10 protein-coding genes are annotated in these 16499 nt (G+C 42.9%); 4 read left to right on the forward strand and 6 right to left on the reverse strand.

Annotated elements, in window-relative coordinates; genetic code table 11:
* Positions 1 to 35: 35 nt before the first annotated feature.
* Positions 36 to 179 (reverse strand): transposase family protein, encoded by a 144-nt coding sequence (locus tag AC1DV1_RS22155; protein WP_477363577.1) that lies wholly within the window; start codon positions 177 to 179, stop codon positions 36 to 38.
* Positions 180 to 625: 446 nt separating this feature from the next.
* On the opposite strand from AC1DV1_RS22155, the gene AC1DV1_RS22160 reads away from it, so the two are divergent.
* Positions 626 to 1024: a GNAT family N-acetyltransferase gene (locus AC1DV1_RS22160; RefSeq protein WP_477363580.1), complete on the forward strand. Its 399-nt coding sequence runs from the start codon at positions 626 to 628 to the stop codon at positions 1022 to 1024.
* Between the two features lie 76 nt (positions 1025 to 1100).
* Here AC1DV1_RS22160 and AC1DV1_RS22165 read toward each other — a convergent pair whose 3' ends face one another.
* The gene (locus AC1DV1_RS22165) at positions 1101 to 4649 is read right to left on the reverse strand and encodes a chemotaxis protein CheB (RefSeq protein ID WP_477363583.1); all 3549 of its coding nucleotides are present in this window, start codon (positions 4647 to 4649) and stop codon (positions 1101 to 1103) included.
* Between the two features lie 243 nt (positions 4650 to 4892).
* On the reverse strand, positions 4893 to 5762 hold the full coding sequence (locus tag AC1DV1_RS22170; protein ID WP_477363586.1) for an alpha/beta hydrolase: 870 nt from the start codon (positions 5760 to 5762) through the stop codon (positions 4893 to 4895).
* Between the two features lie 275 nt (positions 5763 to 6037).
* Between AC1DV1_RS22170 and AC1DV1_RS22175 the strand changes: the two genes are divergently transcribed.
* Positions 6038 to 6703: a peptidylprolyl isomerase gene (locus tag AC1DV1_RS22175; RefSeq protein ID WP_477363589.1), complete on the forward strand. Its 666-nt coding sequence runs from the start codon at positions 6038 to 6040 to the stop codon at positions 6701 to 6703.
* 43 nt (positions 6704 to 6746) lie between these two features.
* On the opposite strand, the gene AC1DV1_RS22180 is transcribed toward AC1DV1_RS22175, so the two are convergent.
* Both AC1DV1_RS22180 and AC1DV1_RS22185 read right to left on the reverse strand, forming a co-directional pair.
* On the reverse strand, positions 6747 to 7055 hold the full coding sequence (locus AC1DV1_RS22180; RefSeq protein WP_477363592.1) for a hypothetical protein: 309 nt from the start codon (positions 7053 to 7055) through the stop codon (positions 6747 to 6749).
* Between the two features lie 72 nt (positions 7056 to 7127).
* Positions 7128 to 7649, reverse strand: coding sequence for an NTF2 fold immunity protein (locus tag AC1DV1_RS22185; RefSeq protein WP_477363595.1), 522 nt, complete (start codon positions 7647 to 7649; stop codon positions 7128 to 7130).
* A gap of 108 nt (positions 7650 to 7757) precedes the next feature.
* Here AC1DV1_RS22185 and AC1DV1_RS22190 point away from each other — a divergent pair, with 108 nt between their 5' ends.
* Positions 7758 to 8885, forward strand: coding sequence for an ATP-binding protein (locus AC1DV1_RS22190; protein WP_477363598.1), 1128 nt, complete (start codon positions 7758 to 7760; stop codon positions 8883 to 8885).
* Positions 8886 to 8973: 88 nt separating this feature from the next.
* Here AC1DV1_RS22190 and AC1DV1_RS22195 read toward each other — a convergent pair whose 3' ends face one another.
* Positions 8974 to 10335 (reverse strand): pyridoxal-phosphate dependent enzyme, encoded by a 1362-nt coding sequence (locus AC1DV1_RS22195; protein WP_477363601.1) that lies wholly within the window; start codon positions 10333 to 10335, stop codon positions 8974 to 8976.
* A gap of 218 nt (positions 10336 to 10553) precedes the next feature.
* On the opposite strand from AC1DV1_RS22195, the gene AC1DV1_RS22200 reads away from it, so the two are divergent.
* The gene (locus AC1DV1_RS22200) at positions 10554 to 16388 is read left to right on the forward strand and encodes an alpha-2-macroglobulin family protein (RefSeq protein WP_477363603.1); all 5835 of its coding nucleotides are present in this window, start codon (positions 10554 to 10556) and stop codon (positions 16386 to 16388) included.
* Positions 16389 to 16499 lie beyond the last annotated feature (111 nt).

Genomic DNA, 16499 nt, shown 5'->3' on the forward strand with positions numbered 1-16499 from the left:
AGCACCACATAACACTGCCAAGACCGATAAAATGATTACTTCCAGTAAATTATGCTTCTTATTCCACATAACACTGCCAAGACCGATAAAATGATTACTTCCAGTAAATTATGCTTCTTATTATTGCCCGTGCGTGGATCGGGTATCCATCTGAAATGATCGTGAAGGGATGTGGGCATATTCTTTTTTACAAAGAAAAAAACTTGAAAGCCTTTTTGACAACCGCAACCCTTAAACTTATCACCTCTTTATCAACATTTTGTTGGCAACACCTCCCGTTTTTAACGTTTCTTATGCGTCAGCCCTGATAGTATCAGGGATAGTATCAAGTAGCAAGTATCAAGTATCAAGATTTTGAGCCGCCAGGTGGAGCAATAATTGTATCAAGTAGCAAGTATCAAGTATCAAGATTTTGAACCGCCAGGTGGAGCAATAATTGGATCAAGTCGCTGGTATAAGTGTCAAAATTTTGGTCCGCCAGGGGGGAAAATAATTGTATCAAGTCGCAAGTACTCCACTGCGGCCCGTATAGCTAAATTGGCCTACCAATGGTTTACAACCCGGACTATTAAAGCCAGCTTATTTCGGCCTAACTTGCTCCCGCAGATACAAAATTGAAATACTTATGGAAATCACCTATAAATTTGATATAACCCCTACCGCCGAACAGGTAATTGAACTTTACAAGAACTGTGGCCTCCCCCGCCCTGTCGACGATCTGGATAGGATAAAGCGTATTTACAAGGGGTCAAACCTTATTGTTACTGCCTGGCATAACAATGAACTTGCCGGCGTTGCCCGCTGCATTACCGATGGTGCATGGAGTTGCTACCTTGCCGACCTGGCAGTTACAACCACACTCAAAAAATCGGGCATCGGTAAAAAACTGATCGAATTAACCCAACAACACCTGGGCGACGAGGTGATGATACTCCTGCTATCCGTGCCCGATGCTATGGAATATTACCCTAAGATTGGGTTCAAAACTGTAGATAACGGATTTATGATGGCGAGGAAAAAGTAGCGCATTTCCATCAGGATTGATGGCCACCGCGGATAATAATCTTAGTATAACCGACTTTTTTGCCCAAATTATTTCATCAGTTTAGCACAGTTGCCAACGGCAGGCTAAAGTAAAAAGTAGATCCTTCACCCAATACACTTTCTGACCATACTTTGCCTTTATGCCTTTGAATAATTTCAGCCGATAGGTAAAGGCCCAGTCCAAAACCCGAGATACTTACCGTATTCGGATTTTCGATCCGGTAGTAACGATCAAAAAGCTTTTCCTGTTCCTCGGGGTTAATGCCTATCCCCTCATCTTTAACGCTAACCAGCAGCATATTATCGGCTTGTTGGCAGTACAATTTAATACTGCCACCCTTAGGCGAGTATTTTACCGCATTACTCAAAAAATTATTGATCACCTGGCCTATCTTGTCCCTGTCGGCCCTGATTGAGATAACAGTACCGGGAATTACGCTCACCTGGTGCGTATTGGTTGTTAATAACAGTTCTTCAACAACTTCGTCCAATAAGGTATTCATCTCGAAAGTTTCTTCGTTCAGGTAAATTTTACCTGCTTCAAAACTTGATGCATTTAAAAAACCATTAATCAGCGATGTCATCTTTTTTACCTGGCTATTGGCCTTGGCAAGATAGGTAACTCCAAAATCGTCACTGGCTTTTTTAGCTTTTAAATTTAATAGTTGTACGTATCCCTGTATCGCGGTAAGTGGCGTTTTCAATTCGTGGCTTGCCATGGCAATAAAATCGTTTTTACGGAGCTCATCCAGTTTAAAAACGGTTATATCAAGCAGCAGGCCGGTAAAATAGGTTGGTTTGCCATCATTATCCAATGCCAGGTTGCCAATTCCGCGTACCCAACGCAGCTTTTTGTCGTGAAACCCCAGGAGCGGATATTCCACGTCACATTTAGCACCGGTGCTCATGGCGGTTTCTATTGCATTGGTTACCACATGCCGGTATTTTTCAACAACCTGGGCTATGGCGTCTTCATAACTCATAGCCTCACTTGGGTAAAAGCCAAACATTGTTTTAAGGCGGGCAGACGGGGTAAACCTTCGGGTTTTAATATCTATAGTCCAGGTGCCCATTTCGGTAGAGTCGATGGCCATTCCCAGCATATTGTTACTGATATTTAATTGCTGCTGAATGCCTTTTAATTCGGTGATATCGTTAAAGGTAATAATAGCGCCATTCCGCTTATTATCAGATTGCTGCACGTAAGGCATGGTCATAATCTGGTACCATTTGCCATTGTTGGTTTCAATCTCTTTAGTGATTACGCTGCCATCGTGAAGCACCTTTTTTACATCATCAATAATAGTTTCAAATTTAATATTGGTTGATATATTGCTCAGCGGCCGCCCTATGTCGGTTTCCAACAGGTTAATCTGCTTTACGGTACCCGGCGAAAACTTCATCAGCTCCAGGCTATTATTAATAAACAACTGGCCATTTATGTTACTCCTGAAATAATTGTTCAGGTCGTCGTTGGTTTCCAGCAGCTCTTTATTTTTTAACTGGTAGTCTGAATTGATAGTATGCAGCTCCTCGTTCACCGATTCCATTTCTTCATTGGTACTCTGCATCTCCTCGTTGGCAGATATCAGCTCCTCGTTAAAGGATTGCATATTTTCGTTTGAGGCATCCAGCCTTTCGTAAGCCGAGTTAAGCTTAAACTTCAGCTCCTTTAATTCTTCTTCCAGGTTGGTGGTGTATTTGTCATGATAAATTTTCTCGTCAAATACTTTATCGGTGGTCGTGGCAGTGCTCACCTTAGTATCCTGCATAAAGGTTACCAACAACAAGGGCTGATCACCTTTTTTAGGTATCAGCGGGATAACCGCCAGGTTTACCTTAATTATTTTTTTGCCGTATTTAATTTTAACACCGCTAATACTAACCTTCTCGTTTGTTTTTAGGGCATCAATTTTTAACGCGTTGAATGCAATGGCAAGTGGTTTGGGCAATAACTCGGCAAGGTTTAAATTAAAGTTTTGCTGTAGCAAAAACCTGGAAGTATCCCCATATGATTTTACCACATTATTGGCCTCATTAATACAAACGGCCAGGTAGCCCATATCTTTGGCAAGCAGGGTGTGCATATGCTCAGATAACGCGTTATTGGCATTGCCGGTATCTTCGGGCAAAAATTTTGCAGGTGTGCGTTTGATATCCAGTAACTCGGGCAGCGAAAACGCGTCGAAACTGACGCCCCGTTTGGCCTTCAGGTTTTTGTATATCTTCCATTTTTTATTTACCACTTCCAGGTCCTTAATAATAGGCATTGGGCTCTCGCTCGATCCTAAAAACAGGTACCCATTAATTTTTAGCCCGAACAGCAGCATCGTATATATTTTCTTTTGCAGTACCGGCGTCATGTAAATGAGGAGGTTGCGGCAGGTAATCAGGTGCATATTGCAATACGGCGGGTTTTTCACCAGGTCGTGCTGGGCAAAAATCACCATCTTACGAATAGCCGGTGTAACCCGGTAGCCTGTTTTTTCTTTAATAAAATAGTTTTGCAGCCGCTCTGCCGATACATCTTTCTTTATAGCATGGTTGTAAACTCCCTTAGCAGCGTGGGCCATGGCAACACCGTCGATATCGGTGGCAAACAGTTTTACTGCTACGTTTGCAAAATTGCCGTTGAGGTGTTCGGCAATTAAAATGGCTATCGAATAAACCTCTTCGCCTGTGGCGCAGCCGGCTATCCACATTTTTAATTCTTCGCCTGCGGTAAGCTTTCCCAGCAAATCGGGCAATATGTCGCTCTTGATAAATTCAAACGCCTCTTTATCCCTGAAAAACGAAGTTACACTGATCAGGAAATCCTTACCCAGGGCTTCTACCTCATCGGGCGATGTTTTTAAAAAATCAAGATAGCTGGCAAGCGACGAGTAGTTTTTATTGGATGCGCGCCTTTTGGTACGCCTGAGGATGGTACTCAGTTTATAATCCGAAAAATCAAGCGGCGATTTTTCTTTTATCAACGCTATAATTTCGGCGATGTTTTTTTCGTCCTCCTCTTCATCTGCTAATAGCTCCTGTTCATGTTTTACGTATTCTTCAATTGCGGCCGGCATAAGTTCGGGCTCTAAAATAAAATCGACCATGCCGGTAGCGATAGCGTGCGATGGCATACTACCAAAAGCTGTAGTTTCGGGGTTGCGGGCCATCACCATTCCGCCGCCTTTTTTAATAGCTTTAACGCCCTCTGTCCCATCGCGCCCCAGGCCCGAAAGTATTACCCCTATGGCTTTGGTGCCGCTATTATCGGCCAGCGAGTTAAAAAAAAGATCAATAGTGAGGTGCGGGCCGGGATGCTTTGCTTTTTCTGTTAACACCAGTGTGCCATCATGAATGGTCATAAACTGATCATGTGGTATCAGGTACACCTCATTACTTTTTACGGTAACGCCATTTTGGGCCTCTTTTACCACCAGCTTGCTATGCCTGGCCAATAACTCAACCATCCGGCTTTTAAAATCGGGCGATAGGTGCTGGATAATTACGTACGATACCCCATCTAAAGGGGTATGGTCAAAAAACGAGTTAATTTCATCCATACCGCCGGCAGATGCGCCAATGGCAATAATATGATGGGGATCCGCTGTGAGCATAAAATGAAATTAAAGAGCCTTAGGATTTATAAAAAAATCTTGTGAGGAGGGTGTGAAAGTATGATGAAAGTTACGATTAAATTTAGCATTTGCAAGCCTTTTGAAGTTTAATGCGAAAAGGAGTTACCTAATAAGAAATATGGTGGGCCATTTAGTATCAAGTAGCGAGTATCAAGTATCAAGACCGCTGCAATTGTATCCTTGAATCCGAAAGTCAAAAATCTTGATACGCACTACTTGATACTACTTAATACTACTCATCACTTTTTGGAAGAAAAGGAACTGGTAAGCTACGGCGTTGCTCCAGTAGGGCCATTCGTGTTTGCCGGGGCGTTCGGTGTATTCGTGGGGCGTTCCGTTGGCTAATAACAGTTGGTGCAGTTCGCGGTTGGGTTTAATCATGATGTCGTCAAACCCGCAATCAAAAATCAGCTTCACATCGTTGGCTTTCATTTTATCGGCCAGCCCCACGGCAGAGTATTCGCGGTACGGGTTCGCGGCATCTTTGGGCGGGCCAAGCAAATGTTCAAAGTTTTTATTGCGCAATTGGGCAAATTCGGCCGGCACTGTCCAGGTGGCGGTGTTAATGTTCATTACGCCGCTCATACTGCCGGCAGCACAATATAATTCGGGGTGGCGCGCCGATAAATACATAGCACCGTGGCCACCCATTGATAGGCCGGCTATAACCCTTCCCTTCCTGTCTTTTATGGTGTGGTAAGTGCCATCTATTTTTGCTATTAGTTCTTTGGTTATAAAAGTTTCGTATTGGCTGCCTTTATCCAGGGGGCTATCAAAGTAATAGCTCATCAGCCCGGCATCGGGCGTAACAATGATAAAATTATACTGGTCGGCAAGTTTGTGCAGCAGCAGCCTATCGTCGGTTTTTGATAGCCAGTCGCGGTAGTTGCCCTGCCCACCGTGCAGCAGGTAAATCACGGGGTAGTTTTGTTGCGTGCTTTTGTATGATTGGGGTAGCACTACAGCGGCTTTAATCGTTTTTTGCATTACCTGGCTATTAACATCCAGGGTATCTACTCCGGCGGCAAAACTGTTAAAACAGCAAAACATAACGCAAACAAACATAACGGAAAACAACACATATTTTTTCATAGCTGAACCTGTTAAAGGTTGATTTTTCGGTAATTTGGAACAAGCCTCCTTCCTGCTGTTCCCGGTTATATTGGTTTACCGGCCCCTTTTGCCCGGTGCGTAAATATAACCAAATACCATTTACATTTAGCAACATGCCGCCGCTTAGGCGCTATTGAAAGGCTGGATTATTTTATAAGTATAAGGCGTTAAAATAAATTGCCGGCGAAAGCACAGTTTTAATTAAATTAGTCAGCAGCAAACCATGCTTATTGGTTTCTGTAAACTTTACCAACTTGAAAAGATCGCTACTCCTGTTTGCCGCTTTGTTATGCCTTTGCCTGGGTGCATTTGCCCAGCCAAAAAACACATATGTAAAAATAGAAACGCCACAGGGATGGTGTATTGTAAAACTGTACAACCAAACGCCGGTGCACCGCGATAATTTCATAAAACTGGTTAAAAGCCATTATTTTGATGCCACCACCTTTAACCGGATACTGAAAGGTTTTGTGATACAAGGCGGCGACCCGGATTCGTTATATGACAAAGGGCGCACCTTAAAGCCCGAAATGAAATGGATAGCGCCTGAGTTTGTAGCCGATTTATACCATCGCCGGGGAGTAATGGCCATGGGCCGGGATGCCAACAAAACCGAATCATCATACACCACCCAGTTTTATATTGTAGACGGCCGCACCTGGACCAACGACCAACTGGATGCTATCGAAAAAAAGTACAACACCCACTTTACCGAAACTCAGCGCAATACTTACCGCACTGTTGGCGGAACGCCTTTTCTTGATGGGCACTATACCGTTTTTGGCGAAATTGTAAAAGGCATTGAACTGATAGACCAGGTAACCGTGGTAACCGTTGACAAGAACGGCAACCCCGCCACACCCGTTTGGATGAAACTGACTTTACTTACGCCGCAAGAGGTTGCTAAATCTTTAAAATAGGATTAGCGAAGTTACCAAGCGGCAATTTTTGTTACTATTATTACTATTCATCAGCTTCGTCGTCATCATCCGAAGAGAACCACTTTGCGTTCATTTGTATCAAAAAGTCCCTGTCGGTTACCGGAAACCCCGATGCTGAACCTATCACTGTATCCATTGCGCATAACGGGCACCATGCTGTCTCTCCTGCTGAATTTCCTTGATCAGTCCATTCCAGTATTCCATCGGGATAAAAAATCCCAAGGCAATAAAAACATCCGCAAATATCACTCTGCACTATTTGGGTTTTATGAAAAATAGAAGCCCGGTGTGCTTGCTCCAAATATTCAGGGTCATAGATAACCATCGACATCGGTTTTAATTTTTATGATGTGAACATTAAAAATTGGGTTCGGAGAAAGATGACAGAATATAACTAATTAACTTATTTATAATGAATTAATTTAATCACTCTAGCGTCTTTAGCAGCCATAATTATAACAAATGTGCCGCCGACATATCCCTCGGGCAAGGTTCCTGTCAACACCCAGTAGCCATCAACAGAATTAACTTTGTAGGGCTTTTCGCCCAATATCTCATCCTTGCCATAAACTTTAAATAAAATAGGCTCTGCAACAACAACAGCCGTGGCAGAATCCGGGATAACCATATCAACTACCCGTTGATTTTTTTTATTGGCAAGTGCTTTTTTTATTTCTGTTCTCCAAAACGCAGTCACTTCTTTATCCTTTTGTTGAGCAAAAGAAAATATGGGAACGAATAGAAAGCATATAAGCAGATATTTCATACCCAAATATAAACTAAAAAAGGTGCCATGCCTAAGCATAACACCTCTTATCTTTAACCCTCCGTTCCCTCCTGCAAAACACAAATTTCCGTAAACTTTCCCGGAATATAATGATACCCTTAATTTCACGCTAAACAGTAATTTAACCAATGCATTCATTAGTCTTTTGGTGTAAGTTCGAATATTTTTCTTGCAAATCCTTAATTACTATGTTATTTTTGGATTACAATCCAAATTCACTATGTATTTTATAAATTACAGGCCAAGATGATTAAACGTACACTGCAAGCCATTATTGAACAACGGCTATTCAAAGGAAAAGCTATATTGCTTTTTGGACCGCGCCAATCCGGTAAATCCACACTTATTGAACAAGTTTTAATAAACAAGGATTACATGTACCTTAACGGCGATGATGCAGATGTTCGGGATATATTGACCAACACCACGGCGACAAAATTGAAGGCAGTGGTTGGCAATAAAAAAATCCTGTTTATCGACGAGGCCCAACGCATTCCCAATATCGGACTTACCTTGAAATTGTTTACCGATCAGATTAAAGAGGTACAGGTTATCGCAACAGGTTCATCGGCCTTTGAGCTATCGAGCCAGGTTAACGAGCCATTAACCGGCAGAAAATATGAGTTTATGCTCTATCCGCTAAGTTTTTCGGAATTGGCAGACCAGATAGGATTGATACAGGAAAAACGATTGATAGAACACCGGATGATTTATGGCTATTACCCCGAGATCGTTACTAAGCAAGGAGAAGAAGCCGAATTGTTGAAATTACTGGCTAACAGTTACCTTTACAAAGACTTACTGATGCTGGAACAGGTGAAAAAACCACTTCTTCTGGAAAAATTACTGAAAGCCCTCGCGCTACAGGTTGGAAGTGAAGTTAGCTATCACGAACTGGCTCAAACCACCGGCAGTGATAGCAAAACCATCGATAAATATATCGACTTGCTTGAGAAAACATATGTGGTGTTTCGCTTACCAGCCTTTAGCCGCAATGTTCGCAATGAAATCAAAAAAGGCAAAAAAGTTTATTTTTTTGATTGCGGCATTCGTAATGCCATCATTAATAATTTTAAGCCACTCTCTTCCAGAACCGATACCGGGGCATTGTGGGAAAACTACGTAATTGCCGAGCGTATGAAATTTTTGCGCTACCACAATCTGGATGTAGCACAATATTTCTGGCGCACCAATCAACAACAGGAAATTGACCTGATAGAAGATGATGGAGAGCAGTTGACAGCCTTTGAATTCAAGTGGTCTGCAAAAGGCAATATACGTTTCCCACAAACATTCACTGAAAATTATAAAGGATCAAAAACATTTGGCATTACACCTGATAACCTCGAAGATTTTTTATTGACCGCCCAATAATAAGGAATACTAAAAAAGGTGCCATGCCTAAGCATAACACCTTCAAAAAATCTTACTACTTGATACTAACTACTTGATACTATYCAATCTAAGCCGATATCGCGTTTATAATATCATACTGCGTAATAATCTCAATTTTACCGTCTTCGCTTTCAACCAGTACGGCAATGTTATCCTTATTGATCATACCCGAGATACGGTCGATAGAGGTATTCAGATCAACAAACGGGAATGGTGCAGTGGTAATATTTTTAACCGGCTGCGATTTGATGGATGGGTTCTCTAACAGTGAGTTCAGGATATCACTTTCGGTGATCTTGCCAATCACCATACCTTTTTGGGTAACCGGGATTTGCGAGATATTCAGCGATTTGATAGTATTGATAGCTTCCAGCACCGATTTTTCGCAGTCGATGGTGATAATTTCCTGTACATCTTTTTTGCTGATGATGTCGCGGGCGGTAAGTTTGCCATCTTTCAGGAAACCGCGGTCGCGCAGCCAGTCGTCGTTATACATTTTACCCAGGTAGCGGGTACCATGGTCGGGGAAAATGATCACCACTACATCGCCTCCTTTAAACATATCCTTCATCTGAATCACCCCGGCCACGGCCGATCCGGTGGAGTTACCTGCAAAGATGCCTTCTTTGCGGGCAACCTCGCGGGTCATCAGGGCGGCGTCTTTATCGGTTACTTTTTCAAAGTGGTCTATCAGGCTAAAATCAACGTTTTGCGGTAAAAAATCTTCGCCAATGCCTTCGGTGATGTAAGGGTAAATTTCGTTTTTGTCAAAATCACCGGTCTCCTTGTATTTTTTAAATACCGATCCGTAGGTATCAATGCCCAGCACCTTGATGTTGGGGTTCATTTCTTTAAGGTAACGCGCTGTGCCGGATATGGTACCTCCTGTGCCTACACCAGCCACCAGGTGCGTGATTTTGCCCTCGGTTTGCTCCCAAATTTCGGGGCCGGTTTGTTCGTAGTGCGCCTGCGAGTTGCTCAGGTTATCGTACTGGTTGGGCTTCCAGGAATTAGGCACCTCGCGCTCTAAACGGGACGATACCGAGTAGTACGATCGCGGATCTTCGGGCTCCACATTGGTTGGGCAAACAATCACCTCGGCGCCAAAGGCACGCAGGGCGTCAAATTTTTCTTTTGATTGTTTATCCGTGCTGGTAAAAATGCACTTGTAGCCTTTTATCACCGCCGCAATAGCCAGGCCCATACCTGTATTGCCCGATGTACCTTCAATGATGGTACCGCCGGGTTTAAGCTTGCCACTTTTTTCGGCATCCTCAATCATTTTAAGGGCCATACGGTCCTTAATGGAATTACCGGGATTGGTTGTTTCAATTTTGGCCAAAACCGTTGCAGGAATGTCCTTTGTTACTTTATTTAACCTCACCAGCGGCGTGTTGCCAATGGTATCTAATATATTATTATGCCACATAAATTTAATATCTACTAATCCGGTGTACTAAGCGGGATTACGCCTCAAAAATAGTTTTTATAAACTGAACTTTCTTTATGGAAAAGTAAATAGATGTGCATCTTGTGGGAGTAGTGAGTTTTGAGTTCTGAGTGGCGAGTTAAAAAAGTTAGTTTATTCACTTTAGACTTAGGACTCAATACTTCCGGCTTAAAACTTTAGACTTTAATTTCACCACTATGTTATCGCTTTATAAAAAAACCTTATTGCTTATCCTGATCACAGTTTTTTTTACAGGCCATTTATTTGCGCAAAAGCTGCTTACACCCAGCAGGCAAAGCAGTTTTTATACCTACATCTACAAAATTGCACCGGCCGATGTGCTGATGTTTTATAAATACCCGGATAAAGATCCCGATGAAAAAATATTGCAGCACCCGGTAGATTCGTTTAAAACCGACGACAACTGGAAAAATAACCTTCTGCCGGGTAACTATTTAAAGGTTTATGCCGAAAAAAATCAGCTAAAGTATAAGCTGATTGAAATGCATTCGGCTTATTTGAAGGTAATAAAAAACAACCAGGACCTAAGCTTCTCCCTTACCGATAAGCTTGGTAATGCAATCACTAACGCTGTTGTTAGCACGCATGGCAGTAGCATCAGCCTTGATCAAAAAACCAATCTTTATCATACTAAACTAAAAAATTCCGTTTTGATAAAAGCCGAATATGGCGACGTAACCAATTATTATCAGCTTAAACAAAACCGTAACAGTATTACTTTTTTAAGCAAGCGATGGTTTGATGCTAAGTGGTACAGGTTAAAAAKATGGCTTAAAAAAGATGAAAGCGACCGCGATTACAGGTTTGAGAACCGCTTTTACGAAAACAAAAAATATACCGGCTTTATAGCTTTTAATAAGCCGATGTATAAACCTTTGGATACCGTAAAACTAAAAGCATTTATAATCGACCGGAAATCAAGAGCTGCAATTGATGATAAGCGCCTGCTGGTACGAATACAAAAACATGCTGACGATAATGGTAAAATATTGGGCTATGTTGACTGCTACCGAAAAGGCGCCTTTGAATATAGTTTTGTTTTGAAAGATAGCCTGGACCTTAGCCTTGACCAGGAATATTACATAACCCTCGACGATCCATCAAGCGCCAAATACGACCTGGATAAATATGATGACGATGACGACCGCAAATTATGGGCAATGCGTAATACATTTATTGCGGGCAAGTTTAATTACGAGGAATACGAGCTAAAATCAACCACATTTAACATTCGTACAGATAAAAAAGAGCATGAACCGGGCAGCCCGGTTTCTGTTTACCTAAAGGCGACAGATGAAAACGACCTGCCCCTACCCGACGGGCGTGTGGCATTGACACTGGTAACCAACGGCGTAACACAATTTAAAGCAGGAAAAATATTTGTACCCGATACCCTTTGGACACACCAGGTAACGCTTGATGCCATTGGCGAAACAAAGGTAACCATACCCGATTCTATCTTCCAGAAGGCCGACATTAACTATACGATGCAGGCTGTGCTGTTAAACTCAGACAATGAGCGCCATTATGAAACAGAATATCTTTATTTTAAGTACAAAAACTATAAACTAAAATACGAGTATGTGAATGATTCGTTAAAGATAACGCCATTATTTAAGGGCAAAACAATCAGTTTGCCCGCCCGCATAAAGGCGATAAATTTTAATGGCGATACCATTTCGCGGTTGAATGTTACCTTACCGACAGCTGTTATTGTTAACCCAAACAACCGGAGCTACTTTGTTGAAGCCGATAGTGCCGCCATTGAAATAGGCGTGCAGCAGTTGCAAAGCGATGTTAGTTTCACAGGCTACCAAACCGCCGATTCGTTATTTGTAAAGGTGAGCAACCCGCACCATATTCACTTTTGGTATTGGCTGCTTAACAATAACAAGCAGGTTGATGCCGGCGATGCCTACAACCTTGTTTATAAAAAGAGATATACCAATAAAGACCCGGTAGTTTTTGTTTTAAGCTACATTTGGGGCGGCGAAAACCGGTACACCGGCCTGGCTATTCCTTACAAAGACAAATTGCTGGATATTAAAGTTAAACAGCCCATAACCGTATACCCCGGCCAGCAGGTAAAAACCGAGATTGAAGTTAAGGATGTATTGGGCAAAGCCGTGGCCGGCGTAGATATCACAGCGTGGGCGCTCACCCGCAAATTCCCTAACTATGCTGCGCCCTTTGTGCCTTACCTGGGCAAGGCTTATAAAAGCGCGGTTACCAAACCCTTTGCCAATTTGCAACTGATGGAGAAAGACGGTTTGTTACCCCTTAACTGGCAGCGCTGGAGTAAAGATATGGGGTTAGATAGTATTACCTATTTTCAGTTCACCCACCCCGCAACAACCTATAAAATTCAAGAGCCGGCGCCCGACAGCGTTACCCAAATAGCTCCGTTTGTAGTAAAAAACGGCGCTATAGTTCCTGTACATATCCTGTATATTGACGGCATCCCAGTTTATTTTAGCCAGGCACAACAACTACAGCGTTATAGCTTCGCGGTAATTCCGGGTAACCATACCCTACGGTTCCGGACGTTTGATAATGTGATCAGGCTTAGTGATGTTGTTGTTGGCAAAGGCAAAAAAATGATATTAAGCGTAAATGCCGATACCGTGATTAATAAAAACGCCGAGTTTGAAAAGGCCACGGATACCTTGTCGACCTACGAAGCCATGGTATTAAACAAGCACATGATAAGGGTGGTGAATAACTTTCAGCAAAAAATGGCAACCATTGAACAGGACGGCCAAATCATGCTGCTAAATCCATCCTTTAATAATACCGATGGTAACGAAATATTGGTAGGGCCTTTGGCAAACAATAACGCCAACTTTAAAATCAAGGACGAAATTACCCGCTCATTTATTGCCGAACCAGGTTACTCCTACCTTTTTGAGCCCGGCCTTTTAAAGCAAAAGAGTATCGGCACCAGGTACCCCTTTAATACGCAAACGTTTAAAGGCTTCACTACCGAAGATTACACACAATATGCCCTTACCAGGGCCGAAACCGAAAAACTCTGGTCGCGTTATCTTGATCTGCGGAGCCAAACCACGCGGCTTTTTAATAACGATGCGCCGGTTGGCGAAAAACAGGGTTTATTATTGATAAGCATTGCTCAAAAAAACAAGCTAATACCATTTATAAAAAACGTGATCATTTACAAAGATGGCGAACCCGATTTCATGAACGTTTATGAGGGCAACACAACCAATTTTGGACGATTGGCCTCCGGTAAGTACCGCATGTTTTTCCTCCTTGAAAAAAACACCTACTATATCAAAAGCAACATCGAAGTAAAGCCATACGGCCGTAACTTTTACCAGGTAGATATAGCTGCCCAAAAGCAAGATTCGGTAAGTATCCAGATCAACAATGTAATCAACAGCCGTACGGGAGCTTACAGTCGCAAAGATTATAGCATCGATAATGATGCTTTGAAGTTAAAGGAAGCATTTAACAGCAGGTATGTGGACGATAGCAATTTTAAAAATGTAATGTACGGACGGGTGATAGCCAAAGATGATGGCTTGCCGGTATTGGGTTGTTCTGTCAGAGTAAAAGGCATGCGAACAGGAGTACAAACTGATATTAATGGAAAGTTCATCATCAAAGTACCAAACACAGGTACATTATTGTTTAACTACATTGGCTATCAGCCTTTAGAAATGACCATACACCCGGCAACTGTTGTAGAGGCCGTATTGCTTACCAACAACTCGCAACTCAACGAGGTAGTGGTAATTGGCTATGGCACGCAACGCAGAGAAAGTGTTACAGGTTCGGTGTCTGTTGTATCCTCATCGGCTTTGCGCGAAATCAGTATCAGGGGCATCGCAACCGCAGATAATGGTAAACCATTAATTGTTATTGATGGTGTTATTGTTGATAACATGGATAATGTTGACCCTAACAGTATTGGGAACATGAGCGTATTAAAATCTGCTGCCGCCACAGCTATATATGGCGCGCGCGCAGCAAACGGCGTAATTGTAATAACCACCAAAAAGAAAACCGACAATGCCAACGCGGATGGTACGCAGCAAGCCGCGGAACAAACGCTGCGTAAAAACTTCTCCGACTACGCCTACTGGCAGCCCAAATTAACAACCGACGCGCAGGGCAAAGCGAGTTTTACCGCTACATTCCCGGATGATATTACCAGTTGGCGCACATTTGTTGTTGGTATAAACAACCAGCAGCAATCCGGCTATGCCGATGGTCAGATCAAATCATTCAAACCCATCAGCGCCAATTTCATTGCCCCGCAATTTGCTGTAGCCGGCGACGAGATGAAACTGATATGTAAAGTGATGAATTACAATACCGATGCTGTTAACCTTACCCGCACCTTTACTTATAACGGGCAACAGGTAAAACAGGATGCCATAACGGTTACCAACGCTAAAATAGATACGCTGGGCATAACTGCTTCAGCTACCGATAGCCTGAATTTTGAATACACCATTAAACGCAATAACGGTTATTTTGATGGCGAACGCCGCAAGGTGCCTGTTATAAAACAAGGGGTTGAAGAAACCAAAGGCGTATTTGAGGCACTGAACAGCGATACCACCGTAAACCTAAAATTCGACCCGGCCATGGGGCTGGTTACCTTCAGGGCCGAGGCATCGGTATTACCTACCCTTTCCGAGGAAACCCGCAAGCTGCGCGATTATAAGTATCTGTGCAATGAGCAGCTGGCCTCAAAACTAAAAGGTTTGTTAGCAGAAAAACGGATCAGAAAATTCCTGGGTGAAGATTTTAAATACGAGAAAAACATTAAAGATGTAATTAAAAAACTGCAGGAAAACCGCCGGGCAAATGGCACCTGGGGCTGGTGGAAAGATACCGATGAGGAACTTTGGATAAGCCTGCATGCGGTAGAGGCTTTGCTCGATGCCCAAAAGGAAGGCTATGTAATTCAGCTGGATAAGCAAAAACTAACCGACTACCTGGTTTATCAATTGGAAAGCTATCGCGGTGCGGATAAGCTCACCTGCCTGGAGCTGCTCCACAAGCTGGAAGCAAAAGCAGACTATCAAAAATATGTGGATGTTGTTGAAAAGGAAAACAAAGCTTTCAAGCTAAAAACCGGCTTCCCGCTATCTGCTTATGATAAATTAAGGCTGATGCTGGTGAAACAGGAAACTGGCTTACCTGTTAAACTGGATAGTTTGTATGCCCGCGAGCACCGCACTTTATTTGGCAATATTTACTGGGGCGATGACAGTTACCGTTTCTTCGATAATTCCATCCAGCTGAGTATACTGGCTTACCATATCATTAAAGCCGAGGGCAAACACCCCGAATTGCTGCGCAGGATACAAGGTTATTTTTTAGAACAGCGCAGCAACGGCGAATGGCGCAACACCTACGAATCGGCTTTGATACTGGAAACCATCCTTCCCGATCTTTTAGTTACTGATAAGCAGGTAAAACCTTCGGCCATCACTATAAAAGAAACAAGCACGCAAACAATTACGGCATTCCCCTACTCGGCCACGTTCAATCCGCAGGATATCAGCGTTAGCAAAACCGGCAGTTTACCTGTATACATTACCGGCTCGCAAAAATTCTGGAACAGCAAGCCCGAAAAGGTAAACAAGGAGTTTACTGTAGATACCTGGTTTGAGCGCCAGGAAAAGAAATTGACCAACCTGAGAGGCGGCGAAGTTGTACAATTAAAAGCCGAAGTTACCGCCCAGGGCGATGCCGATTTTGTAATGATAGAAATCCCCATCCCGGCAGGTTGCTCTTACGAAAGCAAGGACCAGCCCTGGAGCAATAATGAAGTTCACAGAGAATACTTTAAGGAGAAGGTGAGCGTATTTTGCCGCAAGCTTAAACAAGGCAAATATACTTTCACCGTAAACCTCATCCCCCGTTATGATGGTAAATACACGCTAAACCCGGCTAAAGCCGAGATGATGTATTTCCCGGTGTTTTATGGAAGGGAGGGGATGAAACAGGTAGTTGTGGGGTCATTGAATCATTAGGTCATTGTTGAACGATGACACAGCGACACCTATTTTCCCGCCATGTCATTGCGAGGTACGAAGCAATCTCGTCGCCAAAGCATAAACTATATGCAAAGCTACGAGGTTGCC

The organism is Mucilaginibacter sp. P4_D1 (assembly GCF_056401935.1).

Bases quoted from the DNA above. Each gene is read 5' to 3' on its own strand.
- AC1DV1_RS22155 (WP_477363577.1), bottom strand. From the start codon at position 179: ATGCCCACATCCCTTCACGATCATTTCAGATGGATACCCGATCCACGC.
- AC1DV1_RS22185 (WP_477363595.1), bottom strand. From the start codon at position 7,649: ATGAATGCATTGGTTAAATTACTGTTTAGCGTGAAATTAAGGGTATCA.
- AC1DV1_RS22180 (WP_477363592.1), bottom strand. From the start codon at position 7,055: ATGTCGATGGTTATCTATGACCCTGAATATTTGGAGCAAGCACACCGG.
- AC1DV1_RS22165 (WP_477363583.1), bottom strand. From the start codon at position 4,649: ATGCTCACAGCGGATCCCCATCATATTATTGCCATTGGCGCATCTGCC.
- AC1DV1_RS22160 (WP_477363580.1), top strand. From the start codon at position 626: ATGGAAATCACCTATAAATTTGATATAACCCCTACCGCCGAACAGGTA.
- AC1DV1_RS22170 (WP_477363586.1), bottom strand. From the start codon at position 5,762: ATGAAAAAATATGTGTTGTTTTCCGTTATGTTTGTTTGCGTTATGTTT.
- AC1DV1_RS22190 (WP_477363598.1), top strand. From the start codon at position 7,758: ATGATTAAACGTACACTGCAAGCCATTATTGAACAACGGCTATTCAAA.
- AC1DV1_RS22195 (WP_477363601.1), bottom strand. From the start codon at position 10,335: ATGTGGCATAATAATATATTAGATACCATTGGCAACACGCCGCTGGTG.